The organism is Duganella paludis (assembly GCF_054461335.1).
Genome location: NZ_CM136922.1, coordinates 3,861,673 through 3,886,358 on the forward strand (window position 1 = coordinate 3,861,673; position 24,686 = coordinate 3,886,358).

At 57.8% G+C, this 24,686-nt stretch carries 14 protein-coding genes and 6 rRNA genes; 13 read left to right on the plus strand and 7 right to left on the minus strand.

Features of this window, described 5'->3' with window-relative positions; translation table 11 throughout:
- Window position 1: 1 nt before the first annotated feature.
- The 3 genes from trpE to rpe form a co-directional block, all read right to left on the minus strand.
- Complete coding sequence (gene trpE / locus ACXZ1M_RS17065) at window positions 2-1,498, minus strand: anthranilate synthase component I (protein ID WP_459048857.1); 1,497 nt, start codon at window positions 1,496-1,498, stop codon at window positions 2-4.
- 211 nt (window positions 1,499-1,709) lie between these two features.
- Window positions 1,710-2,393 (minus strand): phosphoglycolate phosphatase, encoded by a 684-nt coding sequence (locus ACXZ1M_RS17070; RefSeq protein WP_459048858.1) that lies wholly within the window; start codon window positions 2,391-2,393, stop codon window positions 1,710-1,712.
- 4 nt (window positions 2,394-2,397) lie between these two features.
- Window positions 2,398-3,063 (minus strand): ribulose-phosphate 3-epimerase, encoded by a 666-nt coding sequence (gene rpe, locus ACXZ1M_RS17075; RefSeq protein WP_459048859.1) that lies wholly within the window; start codon window positions 3,061-3,063, stop codon window positions 2,398-2,400.
- 158 nt (window positions 3,064-3,221) lie between these two features.
- On the opposite strand from rpe, the gene apaG reads away from it, so the two are divergent.
- Both apaG and mltA read left to right on the plus strand, forming a co-directional pair.
- Window positions 3,222-3,596: a Co2+/Mg2+ efflux protein ApaG gene (gene apaG, locus ACXZ1M_RS17080; RefSeq protein WP_459048860.1), complete on the plus strand. Its 375-nt coding sequence runs from the start codon at window positions 3,222-3,224 to the stop codon at window positions 3,594-3,596.
- A gap of 108 nt (window positions 3,597-3,704) precedes the next feature.
- The gene (gene mltA, locus ACXZ1M_RS17085; RefSeq protein ID WP_459048861.1) at window positions 3,705-4,934 is read left to right on the plus strand and encodes a murein transglycosylase A; all 1,230 of its coding nucleotides are present in this window, start codon (window positions 3,705-3,707) and stop codon (window positions 4,932-4,934) included.
- On the opposite strand, the gene ACXZ1M_RS17090 is transcribed toward mltA, so the two are convergent.
- Entirely contained in the window at window positions 4,931-5,368 is a 438-nt protein-coding gene (locus tag ACXZ1M_RS17090) for a universal stress protein (protein ID WP_459048862.1), read from the minus strand. The genes mltA and ACXZ1M_RS17090 overlap by 4 nt on opposite strands.
- Window positions 5,369-5,410: 42 nt before the next feature.
- Window positions 5,411-6,667 carry an MFS transporter gene (locus tag ACXZ1M_RS17095; RefSeq protein ID WP_459054032.1) on the minus strand — a complete coding sequence of 419 codons (1,257 nt, stop codon included), beginning with the start codon at window positions 6,665-6,667 and terminating at the stop codon, window positions 5,411-5,413.
- A 96-nt stretch (window positions 6,668-6,763) separates the two neighbouring features.
- On the opposite strand from ACXZ1M_RS17095, the gene ACXZ1M_RS17100 reads away from it, so the two are divergent.
- The 6 genes from ACXZ1M_RS17100 (at window position 6,764) to ACXZ1M_RS17125 (ending at window position 15,510) form a co-directional block, all read left to right on the plus strand.
- Window positions 6,764-7,540 carry an enoyl-CoA hydratase gene (locus ACXZ1M_RS17100; RefSeq protein WP_459048863.1) on the plus strand — a complete coding sequence of 259 codons (777 nt, stop codon included), beginning with the start codon at window positions 6,764-6,766 and terminating at the stop codon, window positions 7,538-7,540.
- A gap of 291 nt (window positions 7,541-7,831) precedes the next feature.
- Window positions 7,832-9,360 (plus strand): 16S ribosomal RNA (locus tag ACXZ1M_RS17105).
- Between the two features lie 182 nt (window positions 9,361-9,542).
- Window positions 9,543-12,415 (plus strand): 23S ribosomal RNA (locus tag ACXZ1M_RS17110).
- A 115-nt stretch (window positions 12,416-12,530) separates the two neighbouring features.
- Window positions 12,531-12,643: ribosomal RNA gene (gene rrf, locus ACXZ1M_RS17115) — 5S ribosomal RNA — on the plus strand.
- The 16S, 23S and 5S rRNA genes sit together here, the layout of an rRNA operon.
- A 66-nt stretch (window positions 12,644-12,709) precedes the next feature.
- The gene (locus ACXZ1M_RS17120; RefSeq protein ID WP_459048864.1) at window positions 12,710-14,068 is read left to right on the plus strand and encodes a DUF2868 domain-containing protein; all 1,359 of its coding nucleotides are present in this window, start codon (window positions 12,710-12,712) and stop codon (window positions 14,066-14,068) included.
- The gene (locus ACXZ1M_RS17125; protein WP_459048865.1) at window positions 14,065-15,510 is read left to right on the plus strand and encodes a DUF3482 domain-containing protein; all 1,446 of its coding nucleotides are present in this window, start codon (window positions 14,065-14,067) and stop codon (window positions 15,508-15,510) included. Before ACXZ1M_RS17120 ends, ACXZ1M_RS17125 begins: the two co-directional genes overlap by 4 nt.
- Here ACXZ1M_RS17125 and ACXZ1M_RS17130 read toward each other — a convergent pair.
- On the minus strand, window positions 15,501-16,025 hold the full coding sequence (locus ACXZ1M_RS17130; protein WP_459048866.1) for an outer membrane beta-barrel protein: 525 nt from the start codon (window positions 16,023-16,025) through the stop codon (window positions 15,501-15,503). The genes ACXZ1M_RS17125 and ACXZ1M_RS17130 overlap by 10 nt on opposite strands.
- Before the next feature lie 160 nt (window positions 16,026-16,185).
- Here ACXZ1M_RS17130 and ACXZ1M_RS17135 point away from each other — a divergent pair, with 160 nt between their 5' ends.
- Window positions 16,186-18,144 carry a serine hydrolase domain-containing protein gene (locus ACXZ1M_RS17135; RefSeq protein WP_459048867.1) on the plus strand — a complete coding sequence of 653 codons (1,959 nt, stop codon included), beginning with the start codon at window positions 16,186-16,188 and terminating at the stop codon, window positions 18,142-18,144.
- 20 nt (window positions 18,145-18,164) lie between these two features.
- On the opposite strand, the gene ACXZ1M_RS17140 is transcribed toward ACXZ1M_RS17135, so the two are convergent.
- Window positions 18,165-19,061, minus strand: coding sequence for an AraC family transcriptional regulator (locus tag ACXZ1M_RS17140; RefSeq protein WP_459054033.1), 897 nt, complete (start codon window positions 19,059-19,061; stop codon window positions 18,165-18,167).
- A 190-nt stretch (window positions 19,062-19,251) separates the two neighbouring features.
- Here ACXZ1M_RS17140 and ACXZ1M_RS17145 point away from each other — a divergent pair, with 190 nt between their 5' ends.
- The 4 genes from ACXZ1M_RS17145 (at window position 19,252) to rrf (ACXZ1M_RS17160) (ending at window position 24,656) form a co-directional block, all read left to right on the plus strand.
- Window positions 19,252-19,527, plus strand: a complete 276-nt coding sequence (locus ACXZ1M_RS17145) for an SDR family NAD(P)-dependent oxidoreductase (RefSeq protein ID WP_459048868.1) — start codon at window positions 19,252-19,254, stop codon at window positions 19,525-19,527.
- A gap of 323 nt (window positions 19,528-19,850) precedes the next feature.
- Window positions 19,851-21,379: ribosomal RNA gene (locus ACXZ1M_RS17150) — 16S ribosomal RNA — on the plus strand.
- Between the two features lie 182 nt (window positions 21,380-21,561).
- Window positions 21,562-24,434: ribosomal RNA gene (locus ACXZ1M_RS17155) — 23S ribosomal RNA — on the plus strand.
- A gap of 109 nt (window positions 24,435-24,543) precedes the next feature.
- A 5S ribosomal RNA gene (rrf, locus tag ACXZ1M_RS17160) occupies window positions 24,544-24,656 on the plus strand.
- Window positions 24,657-24,686: the final 30 nt, after the last annotated feature.

Consider the following 24,686-nt stretch of genomic DNA (forward strand, 5'->3'; position numbering starts at 1 on the left):
ATTAGTACTCCCCATCCAGGCCATCTTGCACTTGCTCGGCGGCGCGCAGCACGGCGCGCGCCTTGTGTTCAGTTTCCTGCCATTCCATCTCGGCGATGGAGTCGGCGACGATGCCGGCGGCGGCCTGCACGTACAGATTGCCGTCCTTGATCACGCCGGTGCGGATCGCAATCGCCACGTCCATCTCGCCGCCGAACGACAGGTAGCCGCAGGCGCCGCCGTAGATGCCGCGCTTGGAGATTTCCAGTTCGTCGATGACTTCCATGGCGCGCACTTTCGGTGCACCGGTCAGCGTGCCGGCCGGGAAGGTGGCGCGCAGCACGTCCAGGTTGGACAGGCCGTCTTTCAGCTTGCCCTCGACGTTGGAGACGATGTGCTGCACATGCGAGTATTTTTCGATGACCAGGCGGTCGGTCACTTTGACGCTGCCGATCTCGGAGATGCGGCCCAGGTCATTGCGCGCCAGGTCGATCAGCATCACGTGTTCGGCGATTTCCTTCTGGTCGGCTAGCAGTTCCTTGGCCAGTTCCACGTCACGTTCCGGCGTGGCGCCGCGCGGACGGGTGCCGGCGATCGGGCGCAGCGTGACTTTCTTCTCGCCGTCCGGCAGGGTCTCGTTGCGCACCAAAATTTCCGGCGAAGCGCCGACGATCTGCATGTCGCCGAAATTGTAGAAGTACATATACGGCGACGGGTTCAGCGAACGCAGCGCGCGGTACAGGCTCAAAGGCGAATCGACGTAAGGCTTGCGGATGCGCTGGCCGATCTGCACCTGCATCAAGTCGCCGGCCATCACGTATTCGTGCGCCTTGGCGACCGCCTTCAGGTACTCTTCTTTCGGGAATTCGCGCACCGCTTCCGTGCGCACCGAGGCGCTGGTGACCGGCGCTTCAACGCCACGGCGCAGCATCACGCGCAGGTCTTTCAGGCGCTGGCGCGCTTTGGAATACGATTCCGGTTGCGTGGTGTCGGCGTAGACGATCAGATACAGCTTGCCGCTCAGGTTATCGATGACGGCCAGTTCCTCGGTCACCATCAGCTGGATGTCGGGCAGGTTCAGGTCATCCTTCGGCTGCGTGTGGGCCAGCGTTTTCTCGATGTGGCGCACGGTGTCGTAGCCGAAGTAGCCGGCCAGGCCGCCGCAGAAGCGCGGCATGCCGGGACGCACGGCAACCTTGAAACGCTTCTGGTAAGTCTCGATGAAGTCGAGCGGATTGCCTTCGTGCGTTTCGATCACGGCGCCGTTCTTGACGATTTCCGTGCGGTTGCCGAAGGTGCGCAGCAGCGTGGTGGCCGGCAGGCCGATGAAGGAGAAGCGGCCGAAACGCTCGCCGCCCACCACCGACTCCAGCAGGAAGGTGTTCTTGCCGGCATTCTGGGTTTGCGCCAGTTTCAGGTAGAGGGTCAGCGGGGTTTCGAGGTCGGCGAAGGCTTCCGCGATCAGTGGGATGCGGTTGTAGCCGTCGTTGGCCAACGATTTGAATTCGAGTTCGGTCATGTCTTCTCTCCATGCCGCCGGAATGAGGGAGTGCCGGCGGTGGTGTGTTCAAAAAACCTGTCGCGCATGAAAATGCGGACGACAGCAATCAATTCGGCTTAGTTATGCCAGGATTGCCAGCGTCGCCAAAGCCAGGCCTCAATCGAGCCTGTTTGGTTGACGGTGTGTTTTTTGGTGAGAGACATTTCGGTCAGGTTAGTTCAGCTAATGGTTAATTACGCGAACGGATCAGGCTAGCCGCTTCTAGCAGCGTGGCTACTATACCATCGGAATCGGTTTCGTGTATAGACTCTCCGTGGTTATAACCATATGGCACCGTCAGCACCGGACAACCGGCCGCGCGCGCCGCTTGCGCGTCGTTCGAGGAGTCGCCGATGGCCACCACCTGCGCCGGCTGCAGGCCGAAATCGGCGCACACGGTTTGCAGCGGCAGAGGGTCCGGTTTCTTGCGCGGCAGCGAGTCGCCGCCGTAGACCACCTCGAAGAAACCGTCCAGGCCTTTGAGCTTGAGCAGCGGCGTGGTGAAGGCGATCGGCTTGTTGGTCACGCAGGCCAGGCGCAGGCCTTGCGCCTTGAGCGCGGTCAGGCCGGCGATCACGTCCGGGTAGAGGGCGCTGTGCTGGCCGTTGATGCTCAGGTAGTGGCGCTGGTAGGCGTCCATCGCTTGCGCGAACGCGGCCTCGATGCGGTCCGCGTCCCAATCCAGCGCCAGGACGGAGCGGATCAGGTTTTCCGAACCTTTGCCGACCATCAGGGCGATTTGCTCCTGCGTGATCGGGCCCAGGCCCAGTTCCGCGCGCATGCCGTTGATCGCGACGTGGAAGTCGGGAATCGTGTCCAGCATGGTGCCGTCAAGGTCGATGATCGCGGCGCGCACGCCTGCCAGTACGCTCATCGGCTTATACCTTGGCCAGGTTGGCGCGCATGGCGTCGATCACGGCCTTGTAGTCCGGCTGGCCGAAGATGGCCGAACCGGCGACAAAGGTGTCGGCGCCGGCGGCTGCGGCGGCGGCGATGTTGTCGATCTTGATGCCGCCGTCCACTTCCAGCAGGATGTCGCGGCCGGAGTCGTCGATCAGGCGGCGCGCCTCGGCGATTTTCTTCAGCGCTTGCGGAATGAAGGACTGGCCGCCGAAGCCCGGATTGACCGACATGATCAGGATCATGTCGATCTTGTCCATCACGTGTTCCAGGTAGCTCAGCGGAGTGGCCGGGTTGAACACCAGGCCGGCCTTGCAGCCGTGGTCGCGGATCAGTTGCAGCGAGCGGTCGATGTGGTCCGATGCTTCCGGGTGGAAGGTGATGATGTTGGCGCCGGCCTTGGCGAAGTCGGGGATGATGCGGTCCACCGGCTTGACCATCAGGTGCACATCGATCGGCACATCCACGTGCGGACGGATCGCCTGGCACACCAGCGGGCCGATGGTCAGGTTGGGAACATAATGGTTGTCCATCACGTCAAAGTGGATGATGTCCGCGCCGGCGGTAACGACGTTGCGGACCTCTTCACCCAGGCGGGCGAAGTCGGCGGAGAGGATGCTGGGAGCGATGCGGTAGGTGGTCATGGCGTAGGGCTAGCGTAGAAAAAGATGCGCTATTTTACGCTGGTCCGCATGCTTGCGCCCGTTTTCAGGCGCGTCGTCCTTGCATACGGGGCCGATTTGCGGTGCAATGGGCGTTTGGCGATATACAATCGCCAAGCTTGCATTTTAGAGGAATGTTGATGTCGAATTATGAATTTACCGTGTCGGTCAGAACCCAGTACCTGCCGGAACAGTCGGACCCGGAGCGCACGAATTTCGTGTTTACGTACTCGATCACGATCAAAAATACCGGCGCGGTGGCCGCGCAGCTGATTTCACGCCATTGGGTCATCACGGACGCCAACAATCACGTCGAACAAGTGCGCGGGCTGGGCGTGGTCGGCCACCAGCCGCTGCTGCAGCCGGGCGAGCAGTTCGAGTACACCAGCGGCGCCGCGCTGCAAACCCAGCAGGGCTCGATGGTGGGCGAATACTTCTGCGTGGCCGAGGACGGCCACCAGTTCGAGGTCAAGATCCCGGAATTCGTGCTGTCGCTGCCGCGCACGTTGCACTAATTCGCTGTTCTTATTATTTCTTGCCCTTCATGGTCCACCAGACGATGAAGACCAGCAAAAAGAACGCCACACCCGCTTCCACCATTAATATCCACATACTCAGCCTTTATGTTATCTCCACGCCGTAGTCTACTCGTTCCGACGGGCGCCGTTGCGTTCGCGCTTGCGCTGGCCGCCTGCACCACCACGCCGCTGCCGCCGGACAAGGCGCCTGCGCCACCGGCGCCGTCACAGCCTCCCGCGCCGCCGACGCCGGCCACGCCGCCGACTTCGCCAGCCCAGCCGCCCAAGCCGGCCGCCCTGCAAATGGTGCCGGCCACCTTTGCCGCGCTGCCGGGCTGGGACAAGGACGACCTGCGTGCGGCCTGGCCGGCGTTCACCTCCTCGTGCTCGGTGCTGGTCAAGCAGCCGACTTGGAAAGAGGTCTGCACCATCGGCCGCAGCGTCAACGCCAGCGACGAGGGCGCCATCCGCACCTTCTTTGAGACCTTCTTCGAGCCGCAGCAGGTCATCGCACCGGACGGCGCCGCCGAAGGCCTGGTCACCGGCTATTACGAGCCGTTGCTGCACGGCTCGCGCAAAAAGGGTGGCGCGTACCAGACGCCGCTCTATAAAGTACCGGACGACATGCTGACCATCGACTTAGGCAGCGTCTATCCCGAACTGAAGAACATGCGCCTGCGCGGCAAGCTGGTGGGCAAGAAGGTGGTGCCTTACTCCACCCGCGCCGATATCGAAGCGGCCAACTTCAGCGGCAAGGAGCTGCTGTGGGTGGATGATCCGGTGGAGTCGTTCTTCCTGCAGGTGCAGGGTTCGGGCCGCGTGCAACTGAGCGAAACCGGTGAAACCGTGCGCGTGGCCTATGCCGACCAGAATGGACATCCCTACAAATCGATCGGCAAATACCTGGTGGAGAAGGGTGAGCTGACGCTGGAGCAGGCGTCCGCGCAGGGCATCAAGGCATGGATCTCCGGTCATCCGACGCGCATGCAGGAGCTGTTCAATGTGAACCCGAGCTATGTGTTCTTCCGCGAAGAGCGCCTGCCGGACCCGAAAGTCGGTCCGAAAGGCTCGCTGGGCGTGCCGTTGACGCCGCAGCGTTCGGTCGCCATCGACGCCACCCAGTTGCCGCAGGGCGCGCCGGTGTTCCTGGCCACCACCCAGCCGAACAGCGACATTCCCATGCAGCGGCTGGTGATGGCGCAGGACACGGGCGGCGCCATCCGTGGCGCCATCCGCGTCGACTACTTCTTCGGCTTTGGTGCGGAAGCGGCGGAAAACGCCGGCCGCATGAAGCAGCGCGGCAGCGTCTGGGTGCTGCTGCCTAAAAAGTTTTAACGCAATACCAGCACGGGCAGCGTGGTGTGCGCCAGCACGCTTTGGGTTTCGCTGCCCATTAACAGCTTGCTCAGGCCGGTGCGGCCGTGCGAGGCCATCATGATCAGGTCGGCCCCGTATTTCTCGGCCGCGCTGACGATTTCATCGGACGGCTTGGCCGACATCGCAATCACTCCCTCGAACGGAATGCCGCCCGCAGCGGCGGCCGCCGCCACCTTGGCGATGTGGGCGCGCGCGGCGTCCTGCATCTGCGTTTCGTACTCGCCGGCTTCCAGCACGGCGCCGCCGTCGCCTAGCGTGGGCAGCAGCATGGGCTGGATCACGGCGACAGCGGTGATGCGCGCCTGGTGCAGGCGGGCGAATTCGACGGCGATGGCGGTGGCTTTGTCCGACAGGTCGGAACCGTCGGTGGGTAACAGAATGGATTTGAACATGGCGGGCTCCCGGTAATGGACTGGAACCAGCCTACTGTCTACCTAGTTTTTCTGGCGCACGGATGGGGACCAGGCCAGCAACAGCATCAGCGCGATGCTGCCGGCCGCTACGCAAGCCAGGCCGGTACGCACGCCGAAGTGCTCGCCCAGGTAGCCGGCCGTCAGCGCGCCGAGCGGCGCAATCGCCACCGTCAGGAAGCGCATGGTGGAAATCATGCGGCCCAGGTATTCGTCCGGCGTGACCTTCTGGCGCATGGTGGTGTAGGGCATCAGGAACAGCATCACGCCGCAATCGAGGAACAGCGACAGGGCGGCGCAGGCGATCGCGCTGGCCAGCGGGTAGCCAAACAGGTTGGCCGGGATCAGCGCATTGACGGTGTACGCGAAGGTGCACAGGCCGACGCCGATCAACATGGTGCCGGCCGAGCCGAAGCGCTGGGACAGCGGTTTCAGCAGCATGGAACTGACCAGCACGCCGATGCCGCCTATCATCTGCGCCACGCCCAGCATGCCGGGGCTCATGCCGAGTTCGCGGGTGCAGAAAATCATCTGCAGGGCGGCGAAACCATAGAACAGCAGGTGCCACAGGGCTGAAGTCCAGGCCAGCGTGCGCAGCAGCGGCTGGCTCCAGATAAAACGGAAGCCGTCCTGGATATCTCGTAAGGGATGCTTGGCCGAGGGCGGCGGCTTGGGATCGTTGGCCTTCATCTTGCGCAGCAGGGCAATCGAGACCACGAAGCTGCAGGCGTTGAGGAGGATCGCATAGGGCGCGCTCAGCCACTGAACCAGCAGGCCGGCCAGGCCGGGCGCCAGCAGGCGCGAGCCGGAGTCAGTGGCGGCAAACTTGGACTGGGCGTCGGTCAGCCTGTCGCGGCCGATCAGGTTGGTGAGGAACACCACCTCGGCGCCGCCGCCGATCACGCCGCAGGCGCCGGTGATGAAGGAGACCGCATACATCCAAGGTATCGTCAGCAGGCCCAGCCACCACGCCAGCGGAATGCTGGCCAGCGTCACCGCCTGGATGGCTTTGCTCGCCAGCAGGATGGGCAGCTTGCGGTTGCGGTCGAGGATCACGCCGGCCGGCAGGGCCAGCAGGGCGAACGGCAGCGCGGCCATGGCGCCCATCATGCCCATCTGCGCGGGCGAGGCTTTCAACAGCAGCACCGAGCACAGTGGAAGCGCCAGCGCGCTGACATAGCTGCCGAAACCGTTGAGGATGGCGCTGGACCAATAGCGGCGGAAATCGCCGTTGCGCAGCAGCTCGTCACCGGCCAGCGCCTTGCGGAAAGAGGTAAGAATGGGATGCTCTGAATGCTAATTGCCGAATTTCAATAATACCAGTGCCGAGGTTAGGCGCTACAATCGCCCGGTAAAATATTCCACTTGGAGGAACACATGCAATACGAAGACCTGATCGTCGAAGTGCACGGCAAAGTCGCACTGATCCGCCTGAACCGCCCAAAAGCCCTGAATGCACTGAACGACCGCATGATGAATGAGCTTGGCGAAGCGTTATATATGTACGACGCCGATCCGGCCATCGGCTGCATCGTGCTGACCGGCAGCGAGAAAGCCTTTGCCGCCGGCGCCGACATTGCCGCCATGGTGGACTACACCTACCCGGATACTTATCGCGACAACTACATCGGACGCAACTGGGAGCACGTGCTGCGCGTGCGCAAGCCGGTGATCGGCGCCGTCGCCGGCTTCGCGCTGGGCGGTGGCTGCGAGCTGGCCATGATGTGCGACTTCCTGGTGGCGGCGGACAACGCCAAGTTCGGCCAGCCTGAGATCAAGGTCGGCGTGGTGCCGGGCGCCGGCGGCACCCAGCGCCTGCCGCGCGCCATCGGCAAGGCCAAGGCCATGGACATGCTGCTGACCGCGCGCATGATCGACGCCGCCGAGGCGGAACGCATCGGCCTGGTGTCGCGCGTGATCCCGGCGGACAAGCTGATCGAAGAAGTGCTGGCCATCGCCACGCAGATCGCCTCGATGTCGACTTCGGTAGCCATGCAGATCAAGGATTCCGTCAATCGCGCCTTTGAAACCACGCTGTCGGAAGGCGTTACTTATGAGCGCCGTTTGTTCCAGGCTGCCTTCGGTACGCCAGCCCAGAAAGAGGGCATGAAGGCTTTCCTCGAAAAGCGCTTGCCAAACTTCGAGGGTCTTTGATATGATTCTGTCCCTCGCAAGACACAGCATGCAAATGCAGCGTTAAGCGGGGTGAAAAAGAAGGTTGACGAAATGCTGAAAACGCTTCATACTCTTCCTTCTTCGCTGAGAACAAAACGCTTCTTCAGCTAGCAACACAAGATGATCTTTAAAAATATACAGTTGATAAGTGTGGGCGTTTAGTGCTGCAACAAAAAGCATTAAATGCTCAACAAAGAAATATTCAGTAGAAATACTGTCAGTATTTTGAGTGAGCGAACCATGGCCAGAAATGGCCATAAAACAGAGATTAAACTAAAGAGTTTGATCCTGGCTCAGATTGAACGCTGGCGGCATGCCTTACACATGCAAGTCGAACGGCAGCACGGGGCAACCTGGTGGCGAGTGGCGAACGGGTGAGTAATATATCGGAACGTACCCAAGAGTGGGGGATAACGTAGCGAAAGTTACGCTAATACCGCATACGATCCAAGGATGAAAGCAGGGGACCGCAAGGCCTTGTGCTCCTGGAGCGGCCGATATCTGATTAGCTAGTTGGTAGGGTAAAAGCCTACCAAGGCATCGATCAGTAGCTGGTCTGAGAGGACGACCAGCCACACTGGAACTGAGACACGGTCCAGACTCCTACGGGAGGCAGCAGTGGGGAATTTTGGACAATGGGCGCAAGCCTGATCCAGCAATGCCGCGTGAGTGAAGAAGGCCTTCGGGTTGTAAAGCTCTTTTGTCAGGGAAGAAAAGGTTACGGATAATACCCGTGGCTCATGACGGTACCTGAAGAATAAGCACCGGCTAACTACGTGCCAGCAGCCGCGGTAATACGTAGGGTGCAAGCGTTAATCGGAATTACTGGGCGTAAAGCGTGCGCAGGCGGTTTTGTAAGTCTGTTGTGAAATCCCCGGGCTCAACCTGGGAATGGCAATGGAGACTGCAAGGCTAGAGTTTGGCAGAGGGGGGTAGAATTCCACGTGTAGCAGTGAAATGCGTAGATATGTGGAGGAACACCGATGGCGAAGGCAGCCCCCTGGGTCAAAACTGACGCTCATGCACGAAAGCGTGGGGAGCAAACAGGATTAGATACCCTGGTAGTCCACGCCCTAAACGATGTCTACTAGTTGTCGGGTCTTAATTGACTTGGTAACGCAGCTAACGCGTGAAGTAGACCGCCTGGGGAGTACGGTCGCAAGATTAAAACTCAAAGGAATTGACGGGGACCCGCACAAGCGGTGGATGATGTGGATTAATTCGATGCAACGCGAAAAACCTTACCTACCCTTGACATGGATGGAATTCCGGAGAGATTTGGAAGTGCCCGAAAGGGAACCATTACACAGGTGCTGCATGGCTGTCGTCAGCTCGTGTCGTGAGATGTTGGGTTAAGTCCCGCAACGAGCGCAACCCTTGTCATTAGTTGCTACGAAAGAGCACTCTAATGAGACTGCCGGTGACAAACCGGAGGAAGGTGGGGATGACGTCAAGTCCTCATGGCCCTTATGGGTAGGGCTTCACACGTCATACAATGGTACATACAGAGGGCCGCCAACCCGCGAGGGGGAGCTAATCCCAGAAAGTGTATCGTAGTCCGGATTGTAGTCTGCAACTCGACTGCATGAAGTTGGAATCGCTAGTAATCGCGGATCAGCATGTCGCGGTGAATACGTTCCCGGGTCTTGTACACACCGCCCGTCACACCATGGGAGCGGGTTTTACCAGAAGTAGGTAGCTTAACCGCAAGGAGGGCGCTTACCACGGTAGGATTCGTGACTGGGGTGAAGTCGTAACAAGGTAGCCGTATCGGAAGGTGCGGCTGGATCACCTCCTTTCTAGAGTTTGCAGGATTCTTCGGAATCACTACTAAGCGCTCACACTTATCTGCTGTAACGTTCTTTAACAATCTGGAAGAAGTAAAGTTTTATTAAGCGTGTATCGACAGATACATGCTTGGGTAGTAAAACTCATCATCACAAAGTAGTAAATGCTTAGACTATAGCCGTCAAGGTTATAGGGACAAGTGAATAAGTGCACATGGTGGATGCCTTGGCGATTACAGGCGATGAAGGACGTAGTAGCTTGCGATAAGCTGCGGGGAGCTAGCAAACAAGCTTTGATCCGCAGATTTCCGAATGGGGAAACCCGGCCTTTTAGGTCATCGTACACTGAATACATAGGTGTACGAAGCGAACGCGGCGAACTGAAACATCTAAGTAGCTGCAGGAAAAGAAATCAACCGAGATTCCCAAAGTAGTGGCGAGCGAAATGGGAAGAGCCTGCACGTGATAGTCGGACTGATAATGGAATGCTCTGGAAATGGCAGCCATAGCGGGTGATAGCCCCGTACATGAAATCAGACCGGTGGTACTAAGCGTGCGACAAGTAGGGCGGGACACGAGAAATCCTGTCTGAATATGGGGGGACCATCCTCCAAGGCTAAATACTCGTAATCGACCGATAGTGAACCAGTACCGTGAGGGAAAGGCGAAAAGAACCCCGGGAGGGGAGTGAAATAGATCCTGAAACCGTGTGCATACAAACAGTAGGAGCCTCCTTGTGGGGTGACTGCGTACCTTTTGTATAATGGGTCAGCGACTTACATTCAGTGGCAAGGTTAACCGAATAGGGAAGCCGTAGAGAAATCGAGTCCGAACAGGGCGATAGTCGCTGGGTGTAGACCCGAAACCAAGTGATCTACTCATGGCCAGGATGAAGGTGCGGTAACACGCACTGGAGGTCCGAACCCACTAATGTTGAAAAATTAGGGGATGAGCTGTGGGTAGGGGTGAAAGGCTAAACAAACTTGGAAATAGCTGGTTCTCTCCGAAAACTATTTAGGTAGTGCCTCAAGTATCACCATCGGGGGTAGAGCACTGTTATGGCTAGGGGGTCATCGCGACTTACCAAACCATTGCAAACTCCGAATACCGATGAGTGCGAGCTTGGGAGACAGACGTCGGGTGCTAACGTCCGGCGTCAAGAGGGAAACAACCCAGACCGCCAGCTAAGGTCCCAAAGATTGGCTAAGTGGAAAACGAAGTGGGAAGGCTAAAACAGTCAGGATGTTGGCTTAGAAGCAGCCATCATTTAAAGAAAGCGTAATAGCTCACTGATCGAGTCGTCCTGCGCGGAAGATGTAACGGGGCTAAGCCAGTCACCGAAGCTGCGGATATGCGTAAGCATATGGTAGGAGAGCGTTCTGTAAGCCTGCGAAGGTGTCTTGTAAAGGATGCTGGAGGTATCAGAAGTGCGAATGCTGACATGAGTAGCGATAATGGGGGTGAAAAGCCCCCACGCCGTAAGCCCAAGGTTTCCTGTTCAACGTTCATCGGAGCAGGGTGAGTCGGCCCCTAAGGCGAGGCAGAGATGCGTAGCTGATGGGAAGCAGGTTAATATTCCTGCACCGTCGTATGATGCGATGGGGGGACGGATCGCGGAAGGTTGTCTGACTGTTGGAATAGTCAGTTTCTGCTTCATAGAAGGTGCTTAGGCAAATCCGGGCACGTAATTCAAGGGAGTGGGACGAGTGTACTTGTACACGTAGCAATCGGAAGTGGTTCCAAGAAAAGCCTCTAAGCTTCAGTCATACGAGACCGTACCGCAAACCGACACAGGTGGGCGAGATGAGTATTCTAAGGCGCTTGAGAGAACTCGGGAGAAGGAACTCGGCAAATTGGTACCGTAACTTCGGGAAAAGGTACGCCTCGGTAGCTTGGTCACTTTACTGTGATAGGGCGAAAAGGTTGCAATAAAATGGTGGCTGCGACTGTTTAATAAAAACACAGCACTCTGCAAACACGAAAGTGGACGTATAGGGTGTGACGCCTGCCCGGTGCTGGAAGATTAAATGATGGGGTGCAAGCTCTTGATTGAAGTCCCAGTAAACGGCGGCCGTAACTATAACGGTCCTAAGGTAGCGAAATTCCTTGTCGGGTAAGTTCCGACCTGCACGAATGGCGTAACGATGGCCACACTGTCTCCTCCCGAGACTCAGCGAAGTTGAAATGTTTGTGATGATGCAATCTACCCGCGGCTAGACGGAAAGACCCCATGAACCTTTACTGTAGCTTTGCATTGGACTTTGAACCAATCTGTGTAGGATAGGTGGGAGGCTTTGAAGCGTGGACGCCAGTCTGCGTGGAGCCAACCTTGAAATACCACCCTGGTTTGTTTGAGGTTCTAACCTTGGTCCGTTATCCGGATCGGGGACAGTGCATGGTAGGCAGTTTGACTGGGGCGGTCTCCTCCTAAAGTGTAACGGAGGAGTTCGAAGGTACGCTAATTACGGTCGGACATCGTGATGATAGTGCAATGGCATAAGCGTGCTTAACTGCGAGACCGACAAGTCGAGCAGGTACGAAAGTAGGACATAGTGATCCGGTGGTTCTGTATGGAAGGGCCATCGCTCAACGGATAAAAGGTACTCTGGGGATAACAGGCTGATTCCTCCCAAGAGTTCATATCGACGGGGGAGTTTGGCACCTCGATGTCGGCTCATCACATCCTGGGGCTGTAGCCGGTCCCAAGGGTATGGCTGTTCGCCATTTAAAGTGGTACGTGAGCTGGGTTTAAAACGTCGTGAGACAGTTTGGTCCCTATCTGCCGTGGGCGTTGGAAATTTGAAGGGGGCTGCTCCTAGTACGAGAGGACCGGAGTGGACGAACCTCTGGTGTACCGGTTGTCACGCCAGTGGCATTGCCGGGTAGCTAAGTTCGGAAGAGATAACCGCTGAAAGCATCTAAGCGGGAAACTTGCCTTGAGATGAGATTTCCCAGAGCCTTGAGCTCTTTGAAGGGTCGTTCGAGACCAGGACGTTGATAGGTCAGGTGTGGAAGTGCAGTAATGCATTAAGCTAACTGATACTAATTGCCCGTACGGCTTGTCCCTATAACCTTGACGGTTATACGCATTTACTCTGATGATGAGTGTGCTACCCCAACCAAAACTTTACTTCTCCCAGATTCGCTGTGGCGCCGTCGGCGCCACAGCATACAAGTCAAAGCTTGATGACCATAGTAAGTCGGTCCCACCCCTTCCCATCCCGAACAGGACCGTGAAACGACTCTACGCCGATGATAGTGCTGCAACCAGTGTGAAAGTAGGTTATCGTCAAGCTAGTTATTAAGTGAGAGGGCCCGGTCTATGACCGGGCCTTTTTGCGTTGTGCTTTATACTCTGCGCATGAATGAATCTACTGCGAGAGACGTCGTCCTGGTCCGTGCCATCGAGACCGCCGACCAACAAAAAGAAATCCTCAGCGACGACGATCGCAAATATGCCAGCCGCAGCGCGCGCGAGCTGGCCCAATGGCGCGCCGCCGACCGCAAGACCGAAGTCACCGGCGACGATTTTCTGCACCAACGCGCCGAACAACTGCTGAAGCGCCTGGCTGAACGCCATTCCTCCTTTGCCTCTTTTCTGAAGCAGCGCTCGCCCTTGCAGCCATTGGCGTGGGCTTTGCCGTTGATAGCACTGCTGCTTGGCGCCGGGCTGGATCGCATTACCGATCCGCACCGCGTCGATTTGCTGTCGGCACCGCTGCTGCTCATCATCGGCTGGAACCTGCTGGTTTATCTGGGCTTGCTGGTCTGGCTGTTCCTTCCATCGAAACCGCGCGTGCCGCACCGTTTGAAGGCGCCGCGCAAACTGCCGTCCGTGCTGTCGGCAGCGGTGCTGAACTTCCTGCGTGAATGGTCCGAGCTCAGCGCCAAACTGAATGCCGCGCGACTGGGCCGCGCGGTGCATCTAAGCGCCGCCGCATTTGCCGTCGGCGCGCTGGCTTCGCTGTATGCGCGCGGCCTGCTGTCGCAATACGCGGCCGGATGGGAGAGCACTTTCCTGAATGCCGCGCAAGTCCATGGCTTGTTGTCGGCTTTGTTCGCACCGGCCGTGGCGCTGTTCCATCTTCAAGAATTTACGCTGGCGGAAATCGAAGTGCTGCGCTTCCCCACCATCACACCTGCCGCCGGCGCGCGCTGGGTACATTTGTATGCGGCCACTATTCTCTTGCTGGTGGTGGCGCCGCGCCTGCTGCTGGCTGCCTTCGCGCATTGGCGTGCTGCGCGCTTGTCGCGCCATTTTGCGCTCGATCTGGAGCAGCCGTATTTCCGCAAGCTTAACGACACCATGGGCATGGCGAAAGGCGGAACGCTGCGCGTGCTGCCGTATAGTTTTACCGTCGATGAACGACGTCATCGGGGCATGGAAGCGGTGGCCATCAAGCTGTTGGGCGAGCAAGGCCGGCTGATGTTGCGGCCTTCGATAGCGTATGGCGAGACGCCGCAGGATTTGCAGGGCGAGGCCGCCATCACGGCCGCGCTGTTCAATCTGACCGCCACGCCGGAACAGGAAAATCATGGCGCGCTTCTCGATCAACTGGTGAAGGCGGCGCCGCCCGGCTTCATGGTGCTGCTTGACGAGTCGGCCTATCTGGAACGCATGGGCGCCGAGCGCCTGGCTGAACGCGTGGCCTTGTGGCAGGAGTTCTGCCGCTTCCATCACGCCACCGCCAGCGTGGTGAATCTGCTGGAGCCGCAATGAGCAGCACGATCCAACTGGCGCTGATCTCGCACACCAACAACGGCAAGACCACGCTGGCGCGCACGCTGACCGGCATCGATGTCGGTGAAGTACGCGACGCCGCGCACGTGACCATCCGTTCCGAATCGCACACGCTGCTGACCACGCCGGAAGGCGATCGCCTGCTACTGTGGGATACGCCGGGCTTTGGCGATTCCGTGCGTTTGCAACGGCGCTTGGCGCAGGCCGGTAACCCGATCGGCTGGTTCCTGCGCGAAGTGCTGGACCGCTATCGCGACCGGCCGTTTTGGCTGAGCCAGCAAGCCTTGCGCGCCGCGCGCGATGACGCCGATGTGGTGCTGTATCTGGTGAACGCGGCCGAAGATCCGCAGGACACAGGCTATGTCCCGGCCGAGATGAAAATCCTGGAATGGCTGGGCAAACCGGTGATCGTGCTGCTCAACCAGACCGGGCCGGCGCGGCCGCAGGCGGACCTGGCCGAGCAAGCGCGTTGGCGCGATCATCTGCGCCAATATGCCGTGGTGCGCGAGGTGCTGGCACTGGATGCGTTCGGCCGTTGCTGGGTGCATGAGCGCGTGTTTTATGACGCCATCGGCAAGCAGCTCGACGCCGCGTTGCGGCCGGCCTATGCGCGTTTGTTCGCGGCATGGGAAGCGCGCAACGCCGCGCGCTACGAACAAGCGATGCAGTTGCTGGCAACGCAGCTGCATAGCGCCGCGCGCGACAGCGTCGCCATGCCGGAGTCGGATGGCGGCCTGTTGAAGACGGCGTTGAAAGCGGTGGGCATCGGCAAGAGCGCAGCGCAGCAGCGCCAGGATCAGGCGATGAGCGAGTTGGTCGCTCGTCTCAACCAGGGCGTAACGGAACTGACGCGCGAGCTATTGATTCTGCATCAGCTCGATCCTGCGCAGGCCGCCACCATCAATGCGCAAGTGCGCGATTATTTTGCCGTGCGTGCGCCCATCGACAAGGCACAGGCCGGGCTGTTGGGGGCAATGATTTCCGGCGCGGCCACCGGCTTGTCGGCAGACCTGATGGCGGGCGGCTTGACCCTCGGCGGCGGCGCGTTGCTGGGCGGTGTGGTGGGCGCGCTAACGTTCGCCGGTGCGGCCTGGGGCTTCAATGCCGGCACCGACCGCAAACAGCCCACCATGCAGTTCACCGATGCCTTCATGCGCTCGTTGGTGGTGGCCGGGATTCTGCGTTATCTGACGGTGGCGCATTTCGGACGCGGGCGCGGCGGCTTTGTTGAAAGCGAGGCGCCGGCATTCTGGCAAAGCGCGGTGGAGCAGGCGGTGGCGCGGGAAGAGGCCGCGTTGCCCGCCCTGTGGCAAGCCGCGCGCCGTGGTGAAGCGGCGCCGGCGTTGCAAGCGTTGATGCAGCGGATGAGCAGCGCTACGCTGGCGCAGCTTTATCCAAGTGTCGCAGCCGATCAGAACTGATAGCGCACGCCAAAGGTGAGCAGCGTGACTTCGGTCTTGGTCAGGTAGCTGCCTTCGAGATTGAGCGACCAGTTGCGGTTGAAGTTATAACCGGCGCCGACGCCGACGATAGGATCGGTCTCGTCGCGGCCACCCAGCGAGCTGCGGTTGGCGCGCATACTGGTGCGGCCGATGCCGGCGCGGCCGTACAAGGAAAAATGCTGGTCCAGGTGGGCGGTGCCCAGCACGGCGATGCCGTAGTGGGAGTCGGGATAGTAGCCCGCCTCGGCGAAGGCGCCACGGAAGGGATTGAGGCTCAGTCCGCGCGTATAGATTTCAAAGCCGAGCGCGGGCGTGTATTGATAGCCGATGGCGGCGCTCAAGGTGGCGTCGCCGCTGTTGTCGACGTATTTGGATGAGATCGAGGCGCGGCCGATATCGGTCGACAGGTAGACGCCAGGTTGGAAGTTGGACTGGGCAAAAGCAGGGACGGCGGCCAGCAGGCCGAGTACGACAGCGCTGAGCTTGAATCGCATGGAAACTCCGGATTAAAGTGGTACGACGAAACGCAGCATTTGTTTATTTTGCAATGCTGCCCTGCGCGCATAGTACCTCTTCATTATCTTTAAAGCAATCTTGATGCGGCCATGAGGTGATAATATGATAATTATCATTTCAACCATGAGGGGTTTCATCATGCATGCTCGCTCGTTTCTTCCTTTCGCCTTCGGGCTTGTGCTGGCCAGCTCCGCGCTCGGGCAGGATCAAAGCGGCAAGCTCGACGCCGACACGCCGCTGATCGCCGGTGCCAACAGCATCAACGGCGCCCGTGACTGGCTGGTCCAGCGCGAGCAGGGCATGCTGATCCTGACCGCGCCGGAAGGCGATTCACGGTTGGTGCTGGTGGAGGTTGGCGCGGACAACGCGGAAGCGGCGACGGCGGCGGCATGGCAAAGATATCAGCCCGGCTTCAAGCGCACCATCCGGCTGTCGACCAAGCGGGAGGCTAGCAACGGCTGGCAGGAACATACCGGCACTGACTACGAGACTACGCCTGCTGAAAAGCGCTGGATCGAGGCGCGCGCACTGCTCAACGGTAAGAAGTGGACGGTGCTGCTGGTGGACGGCAGCGAGCAAACACTGAGCAAGCGCGAGGCCGCTTACCGGCTGGCCTTGCAAAGCGTGCAGCCGAAGGACTATGTGCGTGAATCGTTCGCCGGCCGCACGCCACGGCCACTGGATGCGGCGCGCCAGCAGGAGATGCGCACCTTCCTGCTCGACGCCATGAAAACGCTGGGCATCCCCGGCCTCTCTTACGCGCTGATGGATCACGGCAAGATTGTGTTTGAAGGCGGCCTCGGCGTGCGTGAGGTGGGCAAGCCGGCGCCGGTCGATGGCAACACGTTGTTCATGGCGGCCTCCAACACCAAGGGCATGAGCACGCTGATGCTGTCGACCCTGGTCGACGAAGGCAAGCTGCAGTGGGATCAGCCGGTGGTGCAGGTCTATCCGGAATTCAAGCTCGGCAGCGCCGAGACGACGGCCAAGGTATTGGTCAAGCACCTGGTGTGTGCCTGCACCGGCTTGCCGCGGCAGGATCTGGAATGGATTTTTGAATTCAAGAACGCCACGCCCGAAGATTCCCTGAAACTGCTGGCCACCAATAGCCCGACCAGCGGCTTCGGCGAGGTCTTCCAATACAATAATCTGATGGCGTCGGCCGCCGGTTATATCGGTGGCCACATCGCCTACCCGGACAAGCCGCTCGGCCCCGCGTATGACGAGGCCATGCAAAAACGCATCCTCACGCCGCTGGGCATGAATGCCAGCACCTTCGACATGGCGCGAGCGCTGCGCTCGAACCATGCCAGCCCGCATGCGACCGCGCTCAACGGCAAAGTCGAGGTGCTGCCGATGGGATTCAATTACTCGGTGGTGCCGCACCGGCCTGCCGGCGGCATCTGGACCTCGGCGCACGATTTGATCCGTTACGTTCAGCTGGAAGCCAACGAGGGCAAGCTGCCCGATGGCCGTCAGATGGTCTCGGCCCAGGCCTTGCTGGCCCGCCGCGTACCGCAGGTGTCGGAAGGCGAGAACCGCAACTACGGCATGGGCTTGACGGTGGAAACCGCGTGGGGCGTGCCGGCTGTGTATCACGGCGGCAGCATGTTCGGTTACAAGAGCAATATCTACCTGCTGCCCGACAGCGGCATCGGCGCTGTGCTGTTGACCAATTCCGACCAGGGCGGCATGTTGCTGCGGCCGATGCTGCGTCGCTTGATGGAGATCGTTTATGACGGCAAGCCGGAAGCGGCCGACGGCGTGCGCCAGGCGGCGCAGCGCGATGCTGCCGAACTGAAGGCGGAGCTGCATCGCTCCAAACCGGATGCGGCGGCCGCAGCCAAGCTGGCGCCGCGCTATCGCAGCACCGAACTGGGCGAGCTGACGGTGCGTCGCCAGGGCCGACAACTGACGTTTGATTTTGGCGAGTGGCGCTCGCCGATGGGCGTGCGCAAGAACGAAGACGGTACGACTTCATTCGTGACCACCAACGCGGCGTTATGGGGCTTGGAGTTTCTCGTCGGCGACAAGGCGGGCAAGCGCACCCTGACCATCCGCGATGGACAGCACGAGTACGCGTTTGCTGAAATTTGAAATTTGAAAACGACGGCGCGCTACAGCAATCTTGATGGCTCGGCCGGCTGCACGGTCAGGAAGCGGCGCATGGCGTGCACTTCCTCGCTCGGGCTGCGGCCGAAGTAGCGCTTGAACTCGCGGCTGAACTGCGACGGGCTTTCATAGCCCACCTGCGCCGAGGCCGATTGCGCCGTGATGTCGCTGCGCGCCATCAGCAACCGCGCCTGGTGCAGCCGCGCCGATTTCAGGTATTGAATCGGCGAGCAGTGCGTCACCGATTTGAAGTGGACGTGGAAGGCCGGCACGCTCATATTGGCTTCCGCAGCCAGCATGCCGACGTCGATGTCGGCCGCATAATCTGCGTGGATGCGGCGCAAGGCCTTGGCGATGCGACCGAACTGGCCCTGGCTGGTCAGCGCCGCGCGCATGGCCGCGCCTTGTTCGCCCATCAGCACGCGATAGCAGATCTCCCTCACGATGCCCGGTCCCAGCACGCGCGCCTCCAGTGGTGAGTTCAGTGTTTCCAGCAGGCGCTGCACGGTGTTGCGCAGGCGTTCATCCATGCGCGTGGTCATCATCCCCTTGGGCATGGCCGGCACTTCGTTGTCGGTTTGATCGATGGCGAACATCAGGTCGGCCAGTGTGGTGCGGTCGACGCGGATCGAAATACCCAGGAAAGGATTTTCTTCCGACGCCTCCGTGGTGGCGGTGAACGGCATCGGCACGGCGACCACCAGATAGTGGTCGGCGTCGAACTGCAGAATGTCGTTGCCGAAGTAGGTGCGCTTGCGGCCCTGCAGGGCTATGGCGATGCACGGATCGTACATGGCGGGCGACTTGGTGGCGCTTTGCGTCGAGCGTGTCAGGCGCACGTCGTCGACCAGCGTTTCGGTATAGCCGTCGGTACGTGCCAGCTGGTTGTGCAGGGCAATCATGCGTTCCACGCTTCACTCCTTGTTGATTGTGGTGAGGAATAGGAATGATCCATGATTCCCGCCTGCTTCGCTATGCTTGCTGCTGCGATCCATAGGATTAGGCAAGAACTACATAGGCATGTGCATTCGCAGCATAGCGCTAATTCCGTAAGATGCAGCCTCGTGTTAATGGCTTTGAAAGGACGGCATCATGAATCAAACCCATCGCAAAGTTATTCTGATTGCCGGCGCCAGCCGGGGTAGCGGTCCGGCGACCGCGCGCCAGCTGGCCGGCGAGGGACACCATGTGGTGCTGGGCGCGCGCCGCTCCAGCAAGTTGCATGCGCTGGTGACCGAAATCCGCAAGGCCGGCGGCTCGGCCGAATGGTATGCGCTGGACGTGAACCAGCCCGAGGAAATGCGCGAGTTCCTGGCCTTCGCAGAAGATGTGCACAAGCGCGTCGATGTGGTGATCAACAACGCCTGAAATTCAGGCCTTGCCAAACCAGATTCCCCTTGGTATGATTCTGTCCCTCGCAAGACAACACATGTAAATGTGAAGTTAGCGAGAAAAAGAAGAGCTTGACGAAATGTTTGAAACACTTCATAATCTTGCCTCTTCGCTGATGAACAAAACGCTTCTTCAGCTAGCAACACAAGATGATCTTTAAAAATATACAGTTGATAAGTGTGGGCGTTTAGTGCTGCAACAAAAAGCATTAAATGCTCAACAAAGAAATATTCAGTAGAAATACTGTCAGTATTTTGAGTGAGCGAACCATGGCCAGAAATGGTCATAAAACAGAGATTAAACTAAAGAGTTTGATCCTGGCTCAGATTGAACGCTGGCGGCATGCCTTACACATGCAAGTCGAACGGCAGCACGGGGCAACCTGGTGGCGAGTGGCGAACGGGTGAGTAATATATCGGAACGTACCCAAGAGTGGGGGATAACGTAGCGAAAGTTACGCTAATACCGCATACGATCCAAGGATGAAAGCAGGGGACCGCAAGGCCTTGTGCTCCTGGAGCGGCCGATATCTGATTAGCTAGTTGGTAGGGTAAAAGCCTACCAAGGCATCGATCAGTAGCTGGTCTGAGAGGACGACCAGCCACACTGGAACTGAGACACGGTCCAGACTCCTACGGGAGGCAGCAGTGGGGAATTTTGGACAATGGGCGCAAGCCTGATCCAGCAATGCCGCGTGAGTGAAGAAGGCCTTCGGGTTGTAAAGCTCTTTTGTCAGGGAAGAAAAGGTTACGGATAATACCCGTGGCTCATGACGGTACCTGAAGAATAAGCACCGGCTAACTACGTGCCAGCAGCCGCGGTAATACGTAGGGTGCAAGCGTTAATCGGAATTACTGGGCGTAAAGCGTGCGCAGGCGGTTTTGTAAGTCTGTTGTGAAATCCCCGGGCTCAACCTGGGAATGGCAATGGAGACTGCAAGGCTAGAGTTTGGCAGAGGGGGGTAGAATTCCACGTGTAGCAGTGAAATGCGTAGATATGTGGAGGAACACCGATGGCGAAGGCAGCCCCCTGGGTCAAAACTGACGCTCATGCACGAAAGCGTGGGGAGCAAACAGGATTAGATACCCTGGTAGTCCACGCCCTAAACGATGTCTACTAGTTGTCGGGTCTTAATTGACTTGGTAACGCAGCTAACGCGTGAAGTAGACCGCCTGGGGAGTACGGTCGCAAGATTAAAACTCAAAGGAATTGACGGGGACCCGCACAAGCGGTGGATGATGTGGATTAATTCGATGCAACGCGAAAAACCTTACCTACCCTTGACATGGATGGAATTCCGGAGAGATTTGGAAGTGCCCGAAAGGGAACCATTACACAGGTGCTGCATGGCTGTCGTCAGCTCGTGTCGTGAGATGTTGGGTTAAGTCCCGCAACGAGCGCAACCCTTGTCATTAGTTGCTACGAAAGAGCACTCTAATGAGACTGCCGGTGACAAACCGGAGGAAGGTGGGGATGACGTCAAGTCCTCATGGCCCTTATGGGTAGGGCTTCACACGTCATACAATGGTACATACAGAGGGCCGCCAACCCGCGAGGGGGAGCTAATCCCAGAAAGTGTATCGTAGTCCGGATTGTAGTCTGCAACTCGACTGCATGAAGTTGGAATCGCTAGTAATCGCGGATCAGCATGTCGCGGTGAATACGTTCCCGGGTCTTGTACACACCGCCCGTCACACCATGGGAGCGGGTTTTACCAGAAGTAGGTAGCTTAACCGCAAGGAGGGCGCTTACCACGGTAGGATTCGTGACTGGGGTGAAGTCGTAACAAGGTAGCCGTATCGGAAGGTGCGGCTGGATCACCTCCTTTCTAGAGTTTGCAGGATTCTTCGGAATCACTACTAAGCGCTCACACTTATCTGCTGTAACGTTCTTTAACAATCTGGAAGAAGTAAAGTTTTATTAAGCGTGTATCGACAGATACATGCTTGGGTAGTAAAACTCATCATCACAAAGTAGTAAATGCTTAGACTATAGCCGTCAAGGTTATAGGGACAAGTGAATAAGTGCACATGGTGGATGCCTTGGCGATTACAGGCGATGAAGGACGTAGTAGCTTGCGATAAGCTGCGGGGAGCTAGCAAACAAGCTTTGATCCGCAGATTTCCGAATGGGGAAACCCGGCCTTTTAGGTCATCGTACACTGAATACATAGGTGTACGAAGCGAACGCGGCGAACTGAAACATCTAAGTAGCTGCAGGAAAAGAAATCAACCGAGATTCCCAAAGTAGTGGCGAGCGAAATGGGAAGAGCCTGCACGTGATAGTCGGACTGATAATGGAATGCTCTGGAAATGGCAGCCATAGCGGGTGATAGCCCCGTACATGAAATCAGACCGGTGGTACTAAGCGTGCGACAAGTAGGGCGGGACACGAGAAATCCTGTCTGAATATGGGGGGACCATCCTCCAAGGCTAAATACTCGTAATCGACCGATAGTGAACCAGTACCGTGAGGGAAAGGCGAAAAGAACCCCGGGAGGGGAGTGAAATAGATCCTGAAACCGTGTGCATACAAACAGTAGGAGCCTCTTCGTGGGGTGACTGCGTACCTTTTGTATAATGGGTCAGCGACTTACATTCAGTGGCAAGGTTAACCGAATAGGGAAGCCGTAGAGAAATCGAGTCCGAACAGGGCGATAGTCGCTGGGTGTAGACCCGAAACCAAGTGATCTACTCATGGCCAGGATGAAGGTGCGGTAACACGCACTGGAGGTCCGAACCCACTAATGTTGAAAAATTAGGGGATGAGCTGTGGGTAGGGGTGAAAGGCTAAACAAACTTGGAAATAGCTGGTTCTCTCCGAAAACTATTTAGGTAGTGCCTCAAGTATCACCATCGGGGGTAGAGCACTGTTATGGCTAGGGGGTCATCGCGACTTACCAAACCATTGCAAACTCCGAATACCGATGAGTGCGAGCTTGGGAGACAGACGTCGGGTGCTAACGTCCGGCGTCAAGAGGGAAACAACCCAGACCGCCAGCTAAGGTCCCAAAGATTGGCTAAGTGGAAAACGAAGTGGGAAGGCTAAAACAGTCAGGATGTTGGCTTAGAAGCAGCCATCATTTAAAGAAAGCGTAATAGCTCACTGATCGAGTCGTCCTGCGCGGAAGATGTAACGGGGCTAAGCCAGTCACCGAAGCTGCGGATATGCGTAAGCATATGGTAGGAGAGCGTTCTGTAAGCCTGCGAAGGTGTCTTGTAAAGGATGCTGGAGGTATCAGAAGTGCGAATGCTGACATGAGTAGCGATAATGGGGGTGAAAAGCCCCCACGCCGTAAGCCCAAGGTTTCCTGTTCAACGTTCATCGGAGCAGGGTGAGTCGGCCCCTAAGGCGAGGCAGAGATGCGTAGCTGATGGGAAGCAGGTTAATATTCCTGCACCGTCGTATGATGCGATGGGGGGACGGATCGCGGAAGGTTGTCTGACTGTTGGAATAGTCAGTTTCTGCTTCATAGAAGGCGCTTAGGCAAATCCGGGCGCGTAATTCAAGGGAGTGGGACGAGTGCACTTGTGCACGTAGCAATCGGAAGTGGTTCCAAGAAAAGCCTCTAAGCTTCAGTCATACGAGACCGTACCGCAAACCGACACAGGTGGGCGAGATGAGTATTCTAAGGCGCTTGAGAGAACTCGGGAGAAGGAACTCGGCAAATTGGTACCGTAACTTCGGGAAAAGGTACGCCTCGGTAGCTTGGTCACTTTACTGTGATAGGGCGAAAAGGTTGCAATAAAATGGTGGCTGCGACTGTTTAATAAAAACACAGCACTCTGCAAACACGAAAGTGGACGTATAGGGTGTGACGCCTGCCCGGTGCTGGAAGATTAAATGATGGGGTGCAAGCTCTTGATTGAAGTCCCAGTAAACGGCGGCCGTAACTATAACGGTCCTAAGGTAGCGAAATTCCTTGTCGGGTAAGTTCCGACCTGCACGAATGGCGTAACGATGGCCACACTGTCTCCTCCCGAGACTCAGCGAAGTTGAAATGTTTGTGATGATGCAATCTACCCGCGGCTAGACGGAAAGACCCCATGAACCTTTACTGTAGCTTTGCATTGGACTTTGAACCAATCTGTGTAGGATAGGTGGGAGGCTTTGAAGCAGGAACGCCAGTTTCTGTGGAGCCAACCTTGAAATACCACCCTGGTTTGTTTGAGGTTCTAACCTTGGTCCGTTATCCGGATCGGGGACAGTGCATGGTAGGCAGTTTGACTGGGGCGGTCTCCTCCTAAAGTGTAACGGAGGAGTTCGAAGGTACGCTAATTACGGTCGGACATCGTGATGATAGTGCAATGGCATAAGCGTGCTTAACTGCGAGACCGACAAGTCGAGCAGGTACGAAAGTAGGACATAGTGATCCGGTGGTTCTGTATGGAAGGGCCATCGCTCAACGGATAAAAGGTACTCTGGGGATAACAGGCTGATTCCTCCCAAGAGTTCATATCGACGGGGGAGTTTGGCACCTCGATGTCGGCTCATCACATCCTGGGGCTGTAGCCGGTCCCAAGGGTATGGCTGTTCGCCATTTAAAGTGGTACGTGAGCTGGGTTTAAAACGTCGTGAGACAGTTTGGTCCCTATCTGCCGTGGGCGTTGGAAATTTGAAGGGGGCTGCTCCTAGTACGAGAGGACCGGAGTGGACGAACCTCTGGTGTACCGGTTGTCACGCCAGTGGCATTGCCGGGTAGCTAAGTTCGGAAGAGATAACCGCTGAAAGCATCTAAGCGGGAAACTTGCCTTGAGATGAGATTTCCCAGAGCCTTGAGCTCTTTGAAGGGTCGTTCGAGACCAGGACGTTGATAGGTCAGGTGTGGAAGTGCAGTAATGCATTAAGCTAACTGATACTAATTGCCCGTAAGGCTTGTCCCTATAACCTTGACGGTTATACGCATTTACTCTGATGATGAGTGTGCTACCCCAACTTTACTTCTTCCAGATTCGCTGTGGCGCCGTTGGCGCCAGAGCATACAAGTCAAAGCTTGATGACCATAGTAAGTCGGTCCCACCCCTTCCCATCCCGAACAGGACCGTGAAACGACTCTACGCCGATGATAGTGCTGCAACCAGTGTGAAAGTAGGTTATCGTCAAGCTAGTTATTAAGTGAGAAGGCCCGTTCAATG

Excerpts from the sequence above, each read along its gene's own strand:
- trpE (WP_459048857.1), bottom strand. The coding sequence starts at position 1,498 with ATGACCGAACTCGAATTCAAATCGTTGGCCAACGACGGCTACAACCGC.
- ACXZ1M_RS17070 (WP_459048858.1), bottom strand. The coding sequence starts at position 2,393 with ATGAGCGTACTGGCAGGCGTGCGCGCCGCGATCATCGACCTTGACGGC.
- rpe (WP_459048859.1), bottom strand. The coding sequence starts at position 3,063 with ATGACCACCTACCGCATCGCTCCCAGCATCCTCTCCGCCGACTTCGCC.
- apaG (WP_459048860.1), top strand. The coding sequence starts at position 3,222 with ATGTCGAATTATGAATTTACCGTGTCGGTCAGAACCCAGTACCTGCCG.
- mltA (WP_459048861.1), top strand. The coding sequence starts at position 3,705 with ATGTTATCTCCACGCCGTAGTCTACTCGTTCCGACGGGCGCCGTTGCG.
- ACXZ1M_RS17090 (WP_459048862.1), bottom strand. The coding sequence starts at position 5,368 with ATGTTCAAATCCATTCTGTTACCCACCGACGGTTCCGACCTGTCGGAC.
- ACXZ1M_RS17100 (WP_459048863.1), top strand. The coding sequence starts at position 6,764 with ATGCAATACGAAGACCTGATCGTCGAAGTGCACGGCAAAGTCGCACTG.
- ACXZ1M_RS17120 (WP_459048864.1), top strand. The coding sequence starts at position 12,710 with ATGAATGAATCTACTGCGAGAGACGTCGTCCTGGTCCGTGCCATCGAG.
- ACXZ1M_RS17125 (WP_459048865.1), top strand. The coding sequence starts at position 14,065 with ATGAGCAGCACGATCCAACTGGCGCTGATCTCGCACACCAACAACGGC.
- ACXZ1M_RS17130 (WP_459048866.1), bottom strand. The coding sequence starts at position 16,025 with ATGCGATTCAAGCTCAGCGCTGTCGTACTCGGCCTGCTGGCCGCCGTC.
- ACXZ1M_RS17135 (WP_459048867.1), top strand. The coding sequence starts at position 16,186 with ATGCATGCTCGCTCGTTTCTTCCTTTCGCCTTCGGGCTTGTGCTGGCC.
- ACXZ1M_RS17140 (WP_459054033.1), bottom strand. The coding sequence starts at position 19,061 with ATGATTGCCCTGCACAACCAGCTGGCACGTACCGACGGCTATACCGAA.
- ACXZ1M_RS17145 (WP_459048868.1), top strand. The coding sequence starts at position 19,252 with ATGAATCAAACCCATCGCAAAGTTATTCTGATTGCCGGCGCCAGCCGG.